General features: G+C 44.4%; 17 protein-coding genes. All 17 read right to left on the bottom strand.

What is annotated here, in order from left to right:
• Positions 1 to 18 precede the first annotated feature (18 nt).
• Positions 19 to 339, bottom strand: a complete 321-nt coding sequence (locus PH235_RS07070; RefSeq protein ID WP_272161657.1) for a DsrE/DsrF/TusD sulfur relay family protein — start codon at positions 337 to 339, stop codon at positions 19 to 21.
• An 18-nt stretch (positions 340 to 357) separates the two neighbouring features.
• Positions 358 to 1434, bottom strand: coding sequence for a ribosome small subunit-dependent GTPase A (gene rsgA / locus PH235_RS07065; protein ID WP_272161656.1), 1077 nt, complete (start codon positions 1432 to 1434; stop codon positions 358 to 360).
• 33 nt (positions 1435 to 1467) lie between these two features.
• Positions 1468 to 2388 carry a Fic family protein gene (locus PH235_RS07060; RefSeq protein WP_272161655.1) on the bottom strand — a complete coding sequence of 307 codons (921 nt, stop codon included), beginning with the start codon at positions 2386 to 2388 and terminating at the stop codon, positions 1468 to 1470.
• Positions 2389 to 2542: 154 nt separating this feature from the next.
• Positions 2543 to 3109 carry a cyclophilin-like fold protein gene (locus PH235_RS07055; protein ID WP_272161654.1) on the bottom strand — a complete coding sequence of 189 codons (567 nt, stop codon included), beginning with the start codon at positions 3107 to 3109 and terminating at the stop codon, positions 2543 to 2545.
• 15 nt (positions 3110 to 3124) lie between these two features.
• Entirely contained in the window at positions 3125 to 3628 is a 504-nt protein-coding gene (locus PH235_RS14550) for an alpha/beta hydrolase (protein WP_334223634.1), read from the bottom strand.
• On the bottom strand, positions 3573 to 4064 hold the full coding sequence (locus PH235_RS14545; RefSeq protein WP_334223633.1) for an alpha/beta hydrolase: 492 nt from the start codon (positions 4062 to 4064) through the stop codon (positions 3573 to 3575). The genes PH235_RS14550 and PH235_RS14545 overlap by 56 nt, the downstream gene beginning before the upstream one ends.
• 161 nt (positions 4065 to 4225) lie before the next feature.
• Complete coding sequence (locus tag PH235_RS07045; RefSeq protein ID WP_272161653.1) at positions 4226 to 5830, bottom strand: phytoene desaturase family protein; 1605 nt, start codon at positions 5828 to 5830, stop codon at positions 4226 to 4228.
• A complete protein-coding gene (locus tag PH235_RS07040) occupies positions 5823 to 6785 on the bottom strand; it encodes an SDR family NAD(P)-dependent oxidoreductase (RefSeq protein WP_272161652.1) in 963 nt (320 codons plus the stop codon). The genes PH235_RS07045 and PH235_RS07040 overlap by 8 nt, the downstream gene beginning before the upstream one ends.
• Before the next feature lie 4 nt (positions 6786 to 6789).
• A complete protein-coding gene (locus PH235_RS07035) occupies positions 6790 to 7248 on the bottom strand; it encodes a nuclear transport factor 2 family protein (RefSeq protein WP_272161651.1) in 459 nt (152 codons plus the stop codon).
• A 215-nt stretch (positions 7249 to 7463) separates the two neighbouring features.
• Entirely contained in the window at positions 7464 to 8279 is an 816-nt protein-coding gene (locus tag PH235_RS07030; protein WP_272161650.1) for an ABC transporter ATP-binding protein, read from the bottom strand.
• Positions 8280 to 8291: 12 nt separating this feature from the next.
• Positions 8292 to 9323 (bottom strand): taurine ABC transporter substrate-binding protein, encoded by a 1032-nt coding sequence (locus PH235_RS07025; protein ID WP_272161649.1) that lies wholly within the window; start codon positions 9321 to 9323, stop codon positions 8292 to 8294.
• A 1-nt stretch (position 9324) separates the two neighbouring features.
• Entirely contained in the window at positions 9325 to 10110 is a 786-nt protein-coding gene (locus tag PH235_RS07020) for an ABC transporter permease (RefSeq protein WP_272161648.1), read from the bottom strand.
• 136 nt (positions 10111 to 10246) lie between these two features.
• Positions 10247 to 11944 (bottom strand): FAD-dependent oxidoreductase, encoded by a 1698-nt coding sequence (locus PH235_RS07015; protein WP_272161647.1) that lies wholly within the window; start codon positions 11942 to 11944, stop codon positions 10247 to 10249.
• A 71-nt stretch (positions 11945 to 12015) separates the two neighbouring features.
• Positions 12016 to 13323 carry a YeeE/YedE family protein gene (locus PH235_RS07010; protein ID WP_272161646.1) on the bottom strand — a complete coding sequence of 436 codons (1308 nt, stop codon included), beginning with the start codon at positions 13321 to 13323 and terminating at the stop codon, positions 12016 to 12018.
• A 306-nt stretch (positions 13324 to 13629) separates the two neighbouring features.
• A complete protein-coding gene (locus PH235_RS07005) occupies positions 13630 to 14619 on the bottom strand; it encodes a LysR family transcriptional regulator (RefSeq protein WP_272161645.1) in 990 nt (329 codons plus the stop codon).
• A gap of 202 nt (positions 14620 to 14821) precedes the next feature.
• Complete coding sequence (locus PH235_RS07000) at positions 14822 to 16003, bottom strand: YeeE/YedE family protein (protein ID WP_272161644.1); 1182 nt, start codon at positions 16001 to 16003, stop codon at positions 14822 to 14824.
• A 554-nt stretch (positions 16004 to 16557) separates the two neighbouring features.
• Positions 16558 to 18828, bottom strand: a complete 2271-nt coding sequence (gene pflB, locus PH235_RS06995; protein ID WP_272161643.1) for a formate C-acetyltransferase — start codon at positions 18826 to 18828, stop codon at positions 16558 to 16560.
• Positions 18829 to 18880 lie beyond the last annotated feature (52 nt).

The raw sequence follows: 18880 nt of genomic DNA, 5'->3' as shown, positions 1-18880 counted from the left end.
TTGGATTCTACTCATTTTTCAGAAAGTTACAACCTTGTCCGCCCACTCGACCATCTGGACGCAATCAATCATGGTGCTGATTGGGCAAACCTCCGAACCTTCCATGTTGCGTGACTTAAGACAAGTTCCGCAAGCCAATATTTCGCCGCCTAGTTCGTCAAAAGCTTGTACTTGTGCGGCCACATCGTATTTTTCGTGGGTCATATTTTCGATTTCGACGGCTTCGCCCATCAGGAACACTTTCACCTCATGGCCGGTCTTCTTCGCGGTCACGGCGAACCTCATTGCGTTCCAGGATTTTTCGAATTCCTTTGTTTCGATGATGATTCCTAATTTCATTTTGATTCCTCCAAATTGTTATTTGCCCTTATCTTTTGATTTGATGTACCTCTTAGCGTTCTTGATGCCGCCAAAGTCGGAAAACATGGTGCTGATTTTCTCTTTTTCGATCTGTTTGGAATTCATACCCTCATACTTGGCTTCCTTCTTGAGCTTCAGGTAGCTCTGCAGCCGTTCTTCGGTCAGTATGCCTTCCGCTATCGCCTTCCTGACCATGCAGCCTGGTTCATTTTCATGCTTGCAATCTTTGAATTTGCATTGTGCCGCCAATTCATCGATATCGACAAACGTCCTCGCCAGGTTGGCGCTCTCCAAACCGAGTTCGCGCATGCCCGGCGTATCGATGATGCAGCCGCCCGTCGGAATGAGGAACAGCTCCCGATTTGTGGTTGCGTGCCGGCCTTTGTCATCTCTTCTGATTTCCCGCGTTTCAATCAGTTCTTCCCCAAGGATCCTGTTGATTAAGGTTGACTTTCCCACACCGGATGAGCCGATGAAAACAACGGTCTGGCCCAGTGTGATGTATTTCAGGACGGCCGTATATCCGTCCTCGCTCAGGCTCGACGTGACCAGCACATCGACTCCGAAAGCGATCGTCTCGATTTCACGTAACTTTTCCGGAATATCCGAGCACAAATCCGCTTTCGTCAGCACAATCACTGGCGTTGCCCCGCTGTCCCACGCGATTGCCAAGTAGCGTTCCAGCCTCCGCAGATTGAAGTCATTGTTGAGCGACATGCAAATGAAGACAATGTCGATGTTCGCGGCAACAACCTGGACGTCATGCGCTTTTCCGGCTGCCTTCCGGATAAAGACGCGTTTCCTTTTCATTGTCTGGTGGATGATGGCGTGGTCCTGGCTTCCCTCGTTCCGGTCGATCATCACAAAGTCGCCGACTGCCGGATAGTCCGACATATCGACTGCAGCATGGCGCATTTTCCCGGATATTTCGGCCAGCATTTCCGATTCAACGGTCGCAACCCGGTACAATTCCTTATACTGCGAGATGACTCTGGCCGGATGCAGGTCCGGATAAAGAGTCGCCTCCTGCGCGAACCTGTCCGTGAATCCCAGATTTGTTAATTTGTCAGGCATTTTCTTCCCTTCCTTTCGAACAAAACTGCTATGTCATTCCATAACCATTAACCACAATTTTTCCGACTCAATCACGAGTTCCGCTACCAATTTTATGAAAGGTCCGTAATCCATGGTCGTGTGGGCGTGATCAAGCACCCCATAATAGTCAGCACGGTTTTCATTTTTGATGATGATTGGTGGATAGCCGGATTTCATAAGTTCAAAGTTCAACAACAACCGTGATGTCCTGCCGTTTCCGTCAATAAACGGGTGGATTTTCACGAATTCGCCATGCAGTAAAGTCGCCCGCACAACGGGGTGATACCCAAGCCATTCGTTCTGATATTCCGCAATCAATTTTTGCATATATTCGCTTATTTGGTAATGTTTCGGCGGAATATGCTTTGCACCACTGATTACCACATTCTCGCTCCGATATTTCCCCGCATTTTGATTATCAATTTGCTTTAGAACCAGTGCATGGATGTTCTTGATGTTCCATTCGGAGAGCGGTTCTTTTTCAGAAACAAGTTGTTCGATGAAAAGAATGGCGTCGCGGTGATTGATGATTTCCAGATGTTCGACCAGGCTTTTTCCGCCTATCGTTATCCCTTCGAGAACGATTTTCGTTTCTGACATGGTCAGTGTGTTCCCTTCAATCGCATTGCTATTGTACGTCCACTCAACGATCAGTTTTTCATGGAGGGAATCCGCCAATCCCTTTGAAAACGGTCTGTGTCTATTGATGGTATCCATCGCCGTATCGATTTGACTGAAATCGTATCCCAAGCCGAGATACTTTTTTTGTTCACTTTGCCTTGCATCCACAGGTTTGTGCGCATCAACAGGAATTGCCCAGTTTCGACCGATTTTGACTGCCCCTTCAATCCGGCCTTCTTGGCAAAGCCCCCGAATCCTGCGTTCGCTTATGTCCCAATTGTTGCTAGCTTCTTTTGTGCTGATGTATGCCATATTCGCTCACCTCAATTCCATTTTATGCTTCCTAGTGTTGAAAAGCAATATCATTCCGACATCGGAATGATAGGTAATGAACAGTTGGTGGAATTCCAGCTCAACAAAGTAAAAAGCGAGAAATGGTTCAAAACCCATCTCTCGCTTGATTCTGTTATCGGTTGCTGAATGTGACCTCGACACTCCCTCGTCCCAGCGCTTGGGCAAGTCCAGTTGGATCTTCAATCCTCCCGATTGGCGTATAGCTGTAGGAGGTCGAAAAATCTTTGTAGAAAATCACCAGACAGTCGGAACCGTATAGCATCACATCCCCGGATTTGATTCTGCCGACTCGTTGGGAGTCCGTTGGCAAAGTCTCCGAAAGATAATGAAATTTTTCATTCCCATTCAGTTCATCCATTTTTAAAGTCATCGGCAACTTTTGGGTCAATGCCTGCGTTGTCGCATTGTCATTCAGCGATACAGCATAACGGGTGTTTCCGACTTGAATCGTCATCATTGGCATGGCGTCATCCCTTTCTTGTGGACTGGATTCGGTGAGCATTTGGTCTGTTTCTGCAACAAGTCCGGCGTCTCCCTGTTCTGACGAGGAAGCATCTGTTCTCTCTGAAGAGGACGGGAATGAAGCCTCATTCGACGGCGGACTATTGGTGCAGCCAACCAGCAAAACCGCACAAAATACGAATAAAAAAATAAACTCAACTTGTTTAGGATTTTTCATCTGAACCGCATCTTTTTACAAATTTTCCGTGAAGAACGACTCCAGTTTATCGAACGGAATCAGATCCGTTCTGTCGTACAGATCCACGTGGCCAGCACCGGCAATTTCAAACAGTTCTTTCGGTTCGGCCGCCATGTTGTAAGCATCCTCGCTGAAATATCTCGAATGCGCATGCTCACCAATGATAAACAGGATCGGTCTAGGAGAAATCGTCTGGATGTAGTTCATCAACGGGAAGTTCATGAAAGCCATGGCGCTCGTCTTCGTGAACGCGCCGATCGAGTTCGGGTGGAATCCGCGTTTCATCGCATAATAGCCGAAGAATTCACTGCTGATTGGATCCATTCCTTCAGGGATAGAATCCACAGGCTCGCTTGGGAAAGTAGGCGTCAATTCCGGTTCATCGCCCTGGAAATCTTTCCAACGTTGTTCACCTAGTTGGTCAAAAAGCTGTGTGCGTTGCTCATCCGTCATGCTGTCTGCCCAACCGTAGCGCATCACCCGGCTCATATCGTACATGCTTACTGTCGCAACTGCTTTGATCCGCGTATCGACCTGCGCCGCTGCCGCAGATGCCGATCACACCGACTTTGTCCCTGTCCACAAATGGACGCGTGCCAATGTAATCCACAGCTGCACTGAAGTCTTCGGCAAAGATGTCCGGAGATGATACGTGTCTTGGCGCGCCGCTGCTTTCACCGTTATATGATTCATCGAACGCAATCGCAACAAATCCGCGTTCCGCCATATTCTGCGCATAAATCCCTGCGCCTTGCTCCTTGACGCCGCCGTATGGGGTGCCGACGATAAGAGCCGGATATTTTTGGGTTTTGTCGATGTCCTTAGATAAGTATAAATCTGCTGCAACTGTTATGCCGTAGCGGTTTTTGAAAGTGACCTGCTTAACCGTTACCTTGTCGCTGAGTGTGAAAGTTCTGTAAGTATTCTCTGTCATATCATTTCCTCCAAATTATTCATGGTTATGTTCGTTCAATCTCTAAGCAATGAGCTTAAATTGATTCTACGACTTCACCTGAACATTAAGTCAAATGTTTTTCCGAAAATAATTTTGGAGGTCGAAAATAGGAGATTTAGAACTGTTGAATCATTTGACGCTTACTTGTGTTTTTTAATTATCCTGTCAGCGGCTAATTTACCTGTAATGATGCATGTGGGTGTTCCAGCTGGATTGTATGCCCACTGGCCTACTTGATAAATATTAGGAATAGGCGTAAGTACTGATTTGTTCACTTGCTGCATTTTATAAACAACCGGAATCGGGGCTTCAAAAGACCATCCCACGATTGCCCCACCAGTACTCCCGACTCGTTTTTCAACACTTAAAGGTGTAAAGGAAAATTGCTTCTCCACTTTATCTTTTAACTCAGGGCATAAACTTTCAGAAAGCACACTGATTATTTTATTTTCAATTTCCCTTTTGAACTCCTCATACCAGCCAGATTCTTCAACTTTATAAAACAATTCCGCCTCCATAAGCAGGCTGATTATTAAACCCGTTTTACCTTCCGGGGCCAAGTCAGAATCTCTCATAGCCGGGATTGCTATTTCATAAGTGTTGTATTTCAGAAAACGATCCAGCCAGGAAAGAACTTCTTCTTTATCCGTCTCTCCCCATTTTCCCAGCATTCCCTTGAGCTCACTCTTGTTGATGTTGCCCAAACCTTTTCTGGATGGTGTGTAAAACAGATGCCCATTGAAAGACTTTTTAAAATATGACACCGGCAAATCAACTTCCAAATAGAGCGAGAAGACAGATTCGCTAGGCCTGCCTTTAGCGATCCGCTCCTTTGTTGTTTCAAACTTTCCCCTTATTTTTGGGGCCAGGTTACCCAAATCAGTGATAGTGTAAAAATTTTTTAGGTCTGCAGCCCAAACAAGGTCTTCATAATAGTATTCGTTGTTGTTCTCATCGACAATAACCTGTTGGTCGGCATAGATTTTCTTTACAACCGTATTGGGGCGTATGTCACCTTTGAACGCTTGTATTTTTTCCACTATTGCTTCGGCAAGCTTGCCTGTACCCCCTTTTGGATACACATAGCTGCTGTACAATGTGAAATAACTCAATGCAAAAAATGTTGGTGTGCCTTTAAAAAAATGTTGTGAAATGATATCGATAAGTGACGGATCTTGAATAATTTGTTTAAGATATTCATCACTAGGTTTGGAAAGCCTTTCAATCCTGCTCATCGCAAAGATAAACTTCGGCAGCCATGGCAAAAGTTCTTTCATTACGTACGCCTTATCTCGCTTGATATCTTTAAATAATGGATTATCAATGCCATAGATGATATCGATCAGTTTCATTATTTTAACCATAACTTCTATGAATGCATCGATATCCTCTACGCTATCGGGATAGAGACTCACCAACAAATCTCTGTATTCGCTAACAGAATTGTGGCCTTCAATGCCGATGATTTTATCATCAACGCCCAGGGAAACCTTGCTTGGGACAACCTCAATATCAAGATTCAAGTCTTTCAGCATCGCCAAAACGACTCCTAAAATGGCTCTGGCTCCAGCATCAAAAACAAAACCATCCCTTTCAAATGAGTTTACCAATCCACCAAATTCGGCATTTTTTTCGATAAGCAAAATTTTCTTGCCTGCTTGAGAAAGAAACACCGCAGACGTAAGCCCGGCAAGTCCTCCACCTACAATTATGGCATCATATCTTTTTTGATCCGCATTATTCATTCAAATTCCCCATTTTCAAACTTATTTCCCACAGAACGCTTGCATTTTCAACATCCAGCGCTGGTGGAGCAGGCTCTTCAAGCGTTGTCAGATTGAAAAATTCACCACTGCATGTCTCCAGATCTTCAGAAACCCCTAAATAATATATCGCTTCTGCTGCCACCGAAACAGGGTTTAACGTTTTGTCCAATACATTCTTCTTGAACCACTTGTATAATGGACCATTATCTTGTCCTGTGGCTGTTTTTAGAGCTCCAGGATGCATCGCATTGATGGTTACACCCGATCCTCGGAAATACTCGTCAAATTTCAGCATCGCTAAGAGTTCGGCGAGTTTGGCCGTACCGTAGCTTTTCAAACCGGAATAACGCCTTTTTGACCAATCCAGATCGTCAAAACGCATCCCCCAAGCTGCAAAGCGGTGCCCTTCTGAGTTTACCAATATGATGCGGCATTTCCCCTGGGATTTCAGTTTCTCTTTTAAGATGTCGTTCATGATGAAAGACGAAAGGTAGTTCACCATAAAGACTTTTTCGATTCCAGTTGAAGTGATTTGTCGTTTTGTAAGATAGATGCCGGCATTATGGATAATGATATCAATCGGTTTCTCAATTTCCAGCAAACGATGGGCAGCTTGATGTGTATCATCCATGCTGCTGAAATCAGCCAAAATATAATCACACTTCACTTTGTACACGCTCTCAATTTCATGTTTCAAAGCTTCTGATCGCTCTTTGTTTCTGTTGATGCAAATCAAATCGGCACCTTTTGAGGCGAACTTTCTGGCAGCGGCATAGCCGATTCCGGAAGTAGCCCCAGTTATGACAACCAGCTTGCCCTTGCAATCATCCGCACAAATCAATGGACTTTTGGAGTTGTTTTTTATCATGGCCATCACATTCGACAAACGATATTCTTTAAAATATTTCCCGAATTTTATCCCATTATTTTTCATGTTGTCACCCAAATTTTTTCTTCATGAATTTTCTGTATCTTTTACCGAATGACGGGATGTTATCAAATATATCTCCCCACAGATCATAATAATCTCGTTGCTCAATAATTTTGCCCTGCTCATTTAGGGTTAATCTTGAAAAACCGTATAAGTTGGAGCTGGGATACTTCTTATAGCTGATTGTCATCTCCCATTCGATGAATATATCATTCCCCTGTTGCACAACTTTAACCAATTTCATATTCAAATCTTTTGAGCGTTCTGTCAGTCTATCCGTCATTTCCTTGAATGCCGCAATACCTCTGATTTCCTGTATTGTATCTTTAAAGTAAATAGTATCGTCATAGTAAGGTAAGATGTGTGACCAATCAGGTTTTCCATCGGTATTGTAGGTTTTTGACCAGAGTTCTTTTACAAGTTCCAGCGTGAGCCTGGACGCTCTTTCCGTCTTAAATTCTTCCATATACATCATCTCTTTCTGCATATTTTGAATTCTCTATTTACTGTTATTTTAGCATATTGTCGCCAACATCCCTAGTGACGAACTCTTCCCGATTTTGAGGGTCCGCAAAAGAAAAATCAGCTGAGAATACCGTTTTCGCGGTTTTCAGCTGATTTTCCTCTTTTTTGATTATTCTTGAAATGGGACCCGGATTACCCGAGGACTGTCTTTGTTTCTTATTTTTTGCTTATCTCGATAGAAGCAGGGCTGTTCAAGTCCGTGTTGATCAGGTCGAGGATTTCGTTCTTGATCTCCAGATAAGTACTATCTATGTTGACCCGGTGATTATTTGTTTTCAACGCCTGATACGTGTAATCCAAGTCATAAGTCTTAATGATTTTCCCTGGTTGCTTCGACATCACGATGAGACGGTTGCCCAGCGACATTGCTTCATCGACATCATGCGTGATCATAAGAACCGTATTTTTATTTTCTTGCCATAAATCACGGATCAATGTCTGCATATTCAGGCGCGTCAATGCATCCAATGCCCCTAACGGCTCATCCATCAGAATCATTTCCGGCCGATTGGCAAGAACACGTGCCAACGCCACACGTTGGCGCATGCCGCCGGAAAGTTCAAAAACGGCTTTGTCTTTATCCTTCAGCATCCCGATTTGTTCAAGGAAATGATCGCTGATCCGATCAACTTCCTTTTTGTCCAACCCTCTGATGCTCGGACCAAAACCGACATTATCTTTTACATTCAGCCATGGATATAACGTTGGCGACTGGAAGACCACTCCCCGATGCCAGTCCGGCCCCTGAATCGGTTCGCCTTGAAAAATCGCTTCTCCGGTTGTCGGTTGTTGATAACCGGCAATGATTTTCAGCAACGTACTTTTCCCGCAACCGGAAGGCCCCAGCACACAGACAAAGTCTTGGGGAGCAATCGTCAGATTGATCTCTTCAAGAGCCAGCATCTGTTCTTTGCCACTGCCGTAATCCATACTGACATTGCGGAGTTCGATTAACGGTGATTGTGTATTCATATCAAAACATCCTTATCTTTCCAAGTACATTTCGATGTACTTTGGATTGATGAAAGCATCAAATTCCTCTTGCGAGGGTGATTCTGTGATCGAGCCCTGTTCCAGCAAGAAATCGGCCGTTTCTTTCATGACTTTCGAGAAAGCGCCGGCTGATTCGCTGGTACCCATATACGCCTCAGAAATTTCTTCTTCCGGCGTCAGCCAAATCGATCCCTGCATCTGGCCCAACGCATTTTCCACCGTTATTCCAAGCGGTGCCGCAACAATTGCGGCTGCCTGTTCCGGATTTTCCCGGTAAAGATTGCCTCCTGCGATAAGCGCCGCAATGAAATCCGCCGTGAGCTCAGGATACTGTTCCGTGAATCCTTTTCTTGCCAGCAGCACGTTCGCCGTCTGGTGGCCCATCGATGCAACCTGTTCAGAGGAAACCAACATGTCACCGTTTTCCAGCAGACTACCTAAAGAAGGCTGCCACGTATAGGCGGCATCGATGTCCCCTCGTTCCCATGCAGCAACGATGTCAACAGTCTGCATATCCAACAGTTGAACTTGGTCGGCGATACCGGCCTCGTTAAGAACCTGCAGCAAACTGTAGTGCGAAGTGGAGGCAAACGTTGTTGCAATGCTCTTTCCAGCCAAATCTTCGACTTTTTCGATTCCGCTGTCTTTACGCACGGCCAAAGCTTCGATTTCACCCAGAATTTCATGCAACCAAATCAGCTCTACATCCAACCCTCTTGATAAGGCGATGATGCCGTTAGTGTTACCCATCGATGCAAAATCGATGCTCCCTGATGCAAACGCTTGGTTCGCTTCCACACCTGAATCGAAAACCAGGAAGTTCGTTTCGATGCCTTTATCCGCAAAATATTCATCGAACAAGGCTTCTGTCTTGGCGATTTTTTCATCGTTCGGCACACGCAAATAACCGATATTGATTTCTTCCGGAAGGTCTGATGTTGTATCCCCGGATCCTCCACAGGCCGCTAATGTACTGGATGCCAAAAAAGTCAGCATCCATCCAAACAGTTTTCTTCTTTTCATATTAATCCTTCCCTTTCCAGAATATAAATTTATTTTCCAAATAGAGTAACCCGCTGTCCATCAGAATGCCCGTGATGCCCATTATGATGATGCCGACGAACATCACATCTGATTTCAGATACCGGGAGGCATCGATAACCATCCAGCCGATTCCGGAAGTCGCCGCAGTCATTTCGGCAGCCACCAAAGTGGTGTAGGCAAACCCCATCGCTGTGCGCAATCCCGTGAAAATATCCGGCATACAAGCCGGAAGGACGATTTTGAGAAAGACATCCTTTTGGCTCGCACCCAAAGAACGGGAGCTCAGAATATAGTCCTGATTCACGCTGTTCACTGCCGCAACGCAGGCAATGTAGATTGGAGCAAACGCAGCCAGATAAAGCAACGTGACTTTTGAGGCATCATCGATGCCCATCCATAAAATCAACAACGCATAGTAGGCTAATGGCGGGATCGGCCGATAGAACTGCACAATCGAATCGATGATGGCCCGAAATTTCCCAAAATAGCCGCTCAATAACCCGAGCGGAACTGCGGTCACAAAGGCTGCAATCACAGCCCAAAATAAACGCACAAAACTGTCGCTCAAGTGTTGCCACAAGCTGATGTTGTTGTACCCGTTTTGGACAATGGCGATGAACGTTTTCCATACTTCCTGTGGAGACGGAAGAATCAAAGATGATACCTCACGTAGGTTTGTAACCAAAAACCACAACAGAAAAATAGCGAACCATGTGACGAATGTCAATGTAATTTCGAAGCGACTTTTGGTTTTTTTCGCATTCATAAACATTCCCCCTTATTCATTTATGATAAACTTTATTCCGGACAATAACAATCAAGCGAGCAGAAATAGATTTCTCCTCGCTTGATCCGGGCTATTCTATTACAGCCTGTTGCTGTCTTGTTTGTATTGATTTGTATTAATTGAAGTTATATTCTGTCACGATTGGGTCGCGATTCAAAGTGACGTCGTTAAAGTACTCGTATTCGGAAATACCCAAGAAGGAACCGTCTATGTTGTAGATGTTCTCAAAGCCTAATTGTCCAAGCGCACGCACCATGTTATAGCTGCGTTGGCTGGAACGGCAGTGAACATAAACCGGCTGATCTTTAGGAATCTCATCCAGCCTTGCGCGGAATTGGCTCAACGGGATATTGACTGCGCCTTTTACATGGCTCTTTTGATATTCATGTTCTTCGCGTGCATCGATGATCATCGCGCCGCTTTCAACCAATTCACGCACTTTGCTTACCGGCACTTTTTTGAATTCGCCATTCAAAATATTCAATCCGACCAGAACGGCATGGTTCACGACATCCTTGGCTGTGGAGAAGTGCGGGGAATAGCTCAATTCCAACTCTTTCAAGTCCTCAAGATTAGCATTCAACATGATTGCCGTAGCGATGACATCGATCCGTTTATCAACATTTCCGCGTCCGACTGCTTGCGCTCCCAGGATTTTTCCTGATGGCACTGCAAAGATCAATTTAAAAAACAAGTTTTCCGCATCGGGCATGATGCTGACCTTGTCTTTCGGGATAACATAGGCAAAATCGTAGTCGATGCCGCGCGCTTGGCATTGCTTCTCGTTAAGGCCAGTATTAGCGGTGTTCAATCCGAACATCTTCATGCTAGAAGACCCGATAACGCCTGTGTTGAGATAAGTCCGGCCATATACATGATCAGCGGCAGCGCGTGCTTGACGTTGCGCGGGACCGGCAAGCGTCAATTGCATTTTTTGCCCCGTAAAGAAGCAAGATGTTTCAATTGCATCCCCAACGGCATAAATATGTGGATTGCTTGTTTGATAGTGATGGTTCACTTTGATGGAGCCGGCGACACCCAAGTCCAATCCAGCCTGTTTAGCCAACGCATTTTCCGGCGTCACTCCAATCGCCATTACAACGGCTTGCGCTTTGACGGTACGGCCTGAAGCCAGTGTCACTTCATCCGAACCAATCGCTTGGACGCTGTCTTTCAAAATCAGATCCACACCATTTTTCATGATTTCGCGGTTGATGATTTGGACCATATCATAATCCATCGGTGCCATCACTTGATCTTGCGCTTCGATCAACGATACATTGTAGCCAGCGTATTTCAGGTTCTCCGCGACTTCAAGGCCGATATAGCCACCGCCCACGACAGCCACATCTTTGACTTCGTTGGCCTTGGCATAGGCCGTCAGGGAAGCCACGTCCGGAACCGTCTTCATGACGAACACATGCTTGGAATCGATCCCGGCGATGGAACGCGGACGAACCGCATTTGCACCCGGCGCAAGGAATAAGACATCATAAGCCTCTTCGTATGATTCGCCTGTCTGCACATTTTTTACGGATACGGTCTTTTCTTCCTGATTTATGGCCACCACTTCATTGTAGACACGTGCATCGATGTTGTATTGCTTATCGAATTCCGGCGGTGTCATCAATACCAGACTGTCTGATTCTTCGATATCCCCACTGATGTGGAACGGAATGCAGCAGTTCGAGAAAGAGACGTACGGTCCTCTTTCGAACATCACGATTTCAGCTGATTCATCCAAACGTCTTACCCGTGCAGCGACTGAAGCGCCTCCAGCAACTCCACCGACGATCAATACTTTTTTACCCATAGAAAAGGCCTCCTAATAATTTTTTATATGTTTTTATGCATGGTTCACGTTATGTGCCGATCAAGTGTTGCCTATTTCTTTCCGATTCTGTGCGGGAGAATACATACTTTCCCAGCAAATGCTTTCATACCAATGATACCGCCAATTGTCATCGAAATTAAGAAGACCCAGCCTGAGAATGAGAAGCTGGAAATTGCAGCATACATTGCTCCGATATTACATCCTAATCCAAGACGGGAACCAAAGCCTAGCATCAAGCCACCTAATGCGAAGTAAAAGGCATCTTTTGCGTTGAAATCAAAATCGAACTTGAAACGGTTCGCCAACAAGAAACTTATCGTACAACCAAAGAACAAGCCGATGTTCCGAATCGTCCCTCCGTCACTCAATAAGCCGGCGTTCACTTTATCGATATGCGATTGGAAGTATTCAGCAGGGAATTCAAATCCCAGTGATTGGAACAATGCTACGTTCCATGTCACAAGAGCCGTGGATACACCCCAGTTTTCCCCCGTCGTCACTAATACGAACAACGCAGCAAGCGCCAATGTCAATGCCCCTACAGTGAAGCTCCAACGCTCAACAAACAATTTATGGTAGGTTTGGTAACTGAAGAAAGACGCTTTCTCCTGGTTTTCAAGTGGTAATTCGAAATCTTCATAGTCCCCTTTCGGATCCATGTAAGTACCTTCCCGCTTGCGCATATTCTCATACCGGACGACAATCCAATACATGCTTGCCAACAGGATGACCGTGATCAGAAAAGCTCCGAAATAGCCAAACAGTTGTGGGAGGTGCATTTGGTAACCGATTTGTCCAAGTGTCGTTTCGTCAAACACTTCACGAGCATAGTGCCCTGGGGCGGCGCCAAGAACAAAAAAGATAAATGCAATCAGCGCACGACCGGAACCTTCACCGAAGTCAGCCAACGTGCCCGAACCGCAACCTCCCGCCAACATCATCCCTACACCAAAGATAAATCCCCCAACGACAGTAGCCAGGTTTGTAAAGTAAACATTTGTGGTTCCGGGAATGATTGCTTGGCCTTCCGTAGCCAAGTAAGCAGGCATTGCGCCATCAGCAGCAGCCTTCCATTGGATTCCCATGATGACGAAAGCGGTAACCAAAAGCAAGACAATCAAAGCTTTAGACAAACTTCCTTCTCCACGCATATAAATCCTTTTGATTCCACCAGCGAAGCCGAACCGGGCACGCGTCAAAATGTAGCCCAGAACTGCTCCGGCGAATAAATAAAGCGGTAAATTATCTTTCAGACCGCCTAAATAGCCCGCAAAGAAAACTAACCCCAAAATAAGTGCAACACCGATAATCGGTTGCAAGAAAGATTGCTTTTTTGTCGTCGCTTGCGATAGTTCCATATTATTTCCTCCCTAATCCTATAATCGATAATGTTATTCCACACAACCAATCGCTCACCCATTCACATGTAATCGCAAAAAAATGATGGATGCGTCGTTCACCGTGCCGAACAACCTTACTTACACTATCTATTATATAGTTTGTCGGTGTGGTTGTGAAATGAAGATATAGAATACTAGCATTACAAAAAGGAATAGTTTCACAATGTAATTGTGAAATAACCATTAATCTCTGTTGGAGACAGTCGTGCATCCCATCCCCAGCAGATTGTCCGATTGCAGTTTTCCAAATATTATTTTGATCGACTAGCTTGTTGCAAAAAACGTAGTCAAAACAGCATCGATATCCCTTTGTTTTTGGCTCTGCTTCAAGTAAGTAAGATAATACGGTTGCTTCAAGCTGAAATTCTTGATCGTAATCGTGGACAAGGAGCCTTCCTTCAATTCTTCTTCGACCGATAAATGGTACAAAAAACCGATGCCATCATTATTTTTTATGTAGCTCTTCAATAGTTGGATATTCCCGATACGGCTGACTCTATGGAATGTATTCAGGGAATGATTCTCTTGGTGCAGATACTTTTCCACCGTATCGCTAACCCCTGAGCCTTCTTCACGCAAAAACAGGTGCTGCTCACTGAGTCGATCATATTCCACAACTTTTCCGCTAAAAGGATGTTCCGGTGCACATACGAGAAGGATTTCATCCTCAAAAAACGGAAGCTTTTCGAACTCTTTACTTTTCACGGGACCAGATATAAGCGCAAAATCTATTTTTTTCTGATAAAGGAATGCAGACAGTTGTTGCGTATTTTCAACTAAGAGATGCCATTGGATACTTTGTTCCTTTCCAAACAAAGACGTATGGTTGGGTATATAATACTCCCCGATTGTTCGGCTGACACCGATCGTAAAGTCTGGACGCTCCGAATACGTTGTCAATGTGCGCAATAAGTCATTGATCTGTCGATTGATCAGAACCAAACGCTCCCGCAGCAATTCTCCTTTTCTCGTCAATTTAAGATTACGATCTTGGTACTGGAATAGTTTAATCCCCAGATCGTTCTCCAAAAACTGAATATGTTTTGTGACAGTCGGCTGCGATAGGGAAAGAACCGATGCAGCTTTTGTGTAGTTTAAATGATCAGCCAAGACCAAGAAGGTCTGGTAGCGATAATCGAGCATGAAGTCACCCTTTCGTTTCTTTTGCCGGCGCATGCCGATCCGCAAGCGGATCGGCAGAAATCTAATTCGGCGCAGCGTATACAGTAGTATTATAGCATCATTTGGATACATTAACCAACCATCTGCTTACAGTGTCCCAAGATAAAGCCCATGACCCTAATCAGATATCCTCAAAACAAAAACAAACCCTAAAAGAGACTCACTGCCTCTTTTAGGGTTTGTTGGTCAGTCCGTCTTGTACCAATTGACAAGGACATTTCCTTAAGCTATCTCAAAACGTGATGCGTGATGCAGGTTAGCTTAGCATTTTTACTTAGCTGTTGATTTTCTTGCCCAGCGTATTTCCGACCCAACCGCCGATGACCATGACGATGAGGAAGATCCAACCGGACAGAGAGAAGTTCGCGATTGGTGTGTAAAGGGCGCCCACGTTACAACCGTTGGCCAATCGGGTTCCGATCCCCATCGCCAATCCGCCCATGGCGAATAGCAATACTTCTTTGAAGCTGATCTTCAATTCTGACATGAAAGTCTGGACAAACTTGCCCGCTGTCAAAAGGTAGATGATTGTACCAAGCAGTATCCCAAAGTTTTGCACGGATACAGGATTCTCGAAAAATGGCTGGATGAATCCATCCGGTTTCATTTTGGCAAAGGATGCCAGGGAATCCGCAGAAACGCCAAACATCATCAGGAACTTACCAAACCAGAGACCGTAAGGTGTTGATGCGCCCCATCCGGAACGCGTGACACCCATAAGCAAAGTATACAGCAACGTGATCGCCACAGCACCTTGCGTAAGTGTCCAAGGTTTCACGAACATTCTGTCGTATGTGGCTTCGCTGAGTAGCGCGAAGTTCTTGGAATCGAAGGGAGCCTCTTCTTCCTGCATTTTTTCTGCTGAAACCCCAACGTAAGTATTTTCGTTCTTTCGCTTCTGCTCAAATTTGTAAGAAATGACAATAACGATGAGTGCAAAGATTCCTGTCAGGACCACAGCACCCAAATAACCGCCCAAGCCGTCCCATTGGAAAAGATCCGGTAAAAAGACACCCTGGCTGAAGTTCGCTCCGGTAGCCGAAGTGAACCAAGATTCTTTGACAATGCTCGCGGTATTCTGCAACGGGAAGCCCAAAAACACGCCCATCCCGAAGAATATCAAAGTGACAAAAGCTCTTGGCAGACCGGTGATGAGGTCTGTCAGCACACCCGATGCACAGCAGGATGAGAAGCTCATGCCGAATCCGAATAGAAGACCTCCCAAAATCAGACCAAGGTTGATTGGATTGATCCAAAGTCCGAATGTCGTCACATCTCCCTTGAAAAGCAACGCTGCTGTCACAACGGATGAGATGAAGAACATGAACATCAGTGTACGCATAAGCTTGGTCGATCCTGTCTTGTAAGCACGGTTCACGCTACCCGCGAAGCCTGTATAGGCTCTGGAAAGCGAATAGCCTAGTCCCGCTCCGATTACAAGTCTGAAAAACAACATGTCCGACGCCAGCTGGGTCTTACCTAGCGCTAAAAGAAGTATGATAGCAATAAACCCTAAAATTGTTTCTCCTTTTTTCGTTATTTCATTATTTCCTCCAAATGATAAATTTTTTATTGATAAAGAGACCTAAACCTTTAATAAATTTTAAACAGCTTTTCGCTTGAAGTAAATCATCGGTCACCTGTTGAGAATTTTATCACAAGTTTCCGGATAATCCCTTTTCAAAGTCAAAAACCTTCAAATAAGAGGAATCTCTTTTTCAACAAAAATATTATATCACTATTTGTATGTTATTTTACCGGTATTTCTATTTTTTTGTGAAATTAATCTCTTTCTAATGGTATCGTTTGAAAAATATAATTTGGAATCCTCAATAACCTCAACCACGCAGATTGATTTCAGACCGCTCTATGTCGCTCGCATTCGCAAGGAAGGGAATGATATTTTCATCCTCTGCGAACGTTTCGTTCAGGAAACAACGCTATTCCGAGCCCTGATTCAGAACGACAAAAAAGGTTAGAGGCATATACCTCTAACCTGATTGTGTTTAATTAGAATGAACCATGAACAACGCGTTCCAGCAAGTCTGAAATTTGTTCTTTCGTTGCTTTTGCTAACTCCAACGCATATCCAGATACACGGATGGTAGCTTGTGGATAGTTCTCTGGATTTCTCAACATTTCTTCTAGGCCTTCCTTAGAAAATACGTTAACGTTTAAGTGATGTCCGCCATCTTTTCCAAAGTATCCGTCCAATAGCATCGATAAGTTCTCTACTTGAACGTCACGTTCTTTTCCTAAAGCTTTCGGATGAACTGCCCATGTATAGGAAGAACCATCTTTAACGTCTTCAAAATCAATCGTACTTACTGATTTCAACGCTGCCAGCGCACCTTTGTAAGGGCTGCTGTAGCTTGGGTTAGCTCCTGGAGACAATGGCGTGAATGCTTCTCTGTAGCCTTTGTACTTCGCATCTTGTCCACTGAATAGCGCACCTGTTGCTTTTCCGTAAACGATATTTGAAGTAATTGTCAAAATAGAAGTTGTGATTTCAGCATTACGGTAAGTAGGTTGAGCTTTCAACTTGCCGACAAATTTCTTGATCAGCATGTCAGCAATTTCGTCTGCTGCTTTTTCGTTATTACCGAATGTTGGGAACTGATTGCCTTCAACGACATAGTCGATCGGGAAGCCCTCTTCGTCACGAACGACACGGACCTTAGAATATTTAACAGCACTCATTGAGTCAGTTGCCAATCCGATACCAGCAATACCAGTAGCCATCATTCTGTGTAGTTTTGTATCCAGCAAACCAAATTGAACAGCTTCGTATGCATATTTATCGTGCATGTAGTGGATGATATTCAATGCTCTAACATAAGTTGTCGCTACCCAATCCATAACAGCATCGATTTTTTCCATCAGTGTGTCATAGTCCAAGTATTCATCTGTAATCGGTTCTAGGCCATCGATAACTTTACTTCTGTTTTTCTCATCGTAACCACCTGTAACGGCATACGTCAGGATTTTAGGAAGGGACGCTCTGGCACCGAAGAATTGGATAGAACTACCCGTATCTCCTGCTGTCGGGCTTACGCAGCAAGCGATTGAAACGTCATTACTTCCATAATAGTGACGCATAACATCGTCATTCTCATATTGGATAGCACTTGTATCAATACTTACTTTTGCACAGAAATCCTTGAATCCTTTAGGAAGTTTTTCATTCCACATCAAAGTCATATTAGGTTCTGGTGCGTTACCCATATTATAGAGTGTTTGCAAGAATCTGAATGTATTTTTTGTCACCAATGAATTGTTGTCATCAAGCATACCTGCAAATGTCAATGTTGCCCAAGTTGGATCTCCTGCAAACAAAGCTTCGTATTCAGGCGTTCTTAGTTGACGAACGATACGAACTTTCATTACCAAGTGGTCAATCAATTCTTGCGCTTCTTTTTCAGTCAAAGTGCCTTCTTGGAGATCACGCTCGATATAGATATCCAGGAATTCTGCAATACGCCCTAAACCTTGTGCAGCACCATTGTCTTCTTTAACCATAGCCAAGAACCCGAGGTAAACCCATTGTACTGCTTCTTGTGCATTTGCTGCCGGTCTGCTGATATCGAAGCCATAAATTTTTCCTAATTCGATCAGTTTGCCTAATGCACGATATTGCGTTGAAACTTCTTCGCGCAAACGAATGTCTTCTTCTGTATACGTTTTTGCCTGCAAGGCGTTCCAATCGTTTAGTTTTTGTTTCTTCAAATAATCAACACCATACAATGCGATACGTCTGAAGTCTGGAATGATTCGTCCGCGACCGTAAGCATCGGGTAATCCCGTAACGATCTTATTGCGTCTAGCCATGCGAATGTCATCATCGTAAGCATCAAAGACACCTTGGTTATGCGTTTTACGGTGTTCTGTGAAAAATTCATCCAATTCAGGATCAAGTTCATAACCATAAGATTTTAATGCGGTTTCTGCCATACGGATACCACCATAAACGTTCAACCCGCGTTTCAATGGTTTTTCTGTCTGTAAACCAACGATTTTTTCTAAATCTTTGTTGATATAACCAGCCGGATGAGAAGTTATTGTACTGATAACAGAAGTGTCTGCATCCAAAACCCCGCCATTAGCGATTTCTTGCTTTTTGAGTTCTACGATTGCTTGCCACAATTCACTTGTTGCTTCCGTAGGACCTTCCAGGAAACTGTCATCGCCAACATATTCTGTGTAGTTATCTTTGATGAATTCTTGGACGTCAATACCGTTTTGCCATTGAGAACCTTTAAAACCACGCCACGCATTATTCATAAACTAATTCCTCCATATTTTAGAAGTTTGTTTTTATATTCACATTATACAC

It is taken from the genome of Trichococcus sp. K1Tr (genome assembly GCF_028309625.1).
Taxonomy (GTDB): Bacteria; Bacillota; Bacilli; order Lactobacillales; family Aerococcaceae; genus Trichococcus.
This window is presented reverse-complemented; position numbering and strand designations above follow the sequence as displayed.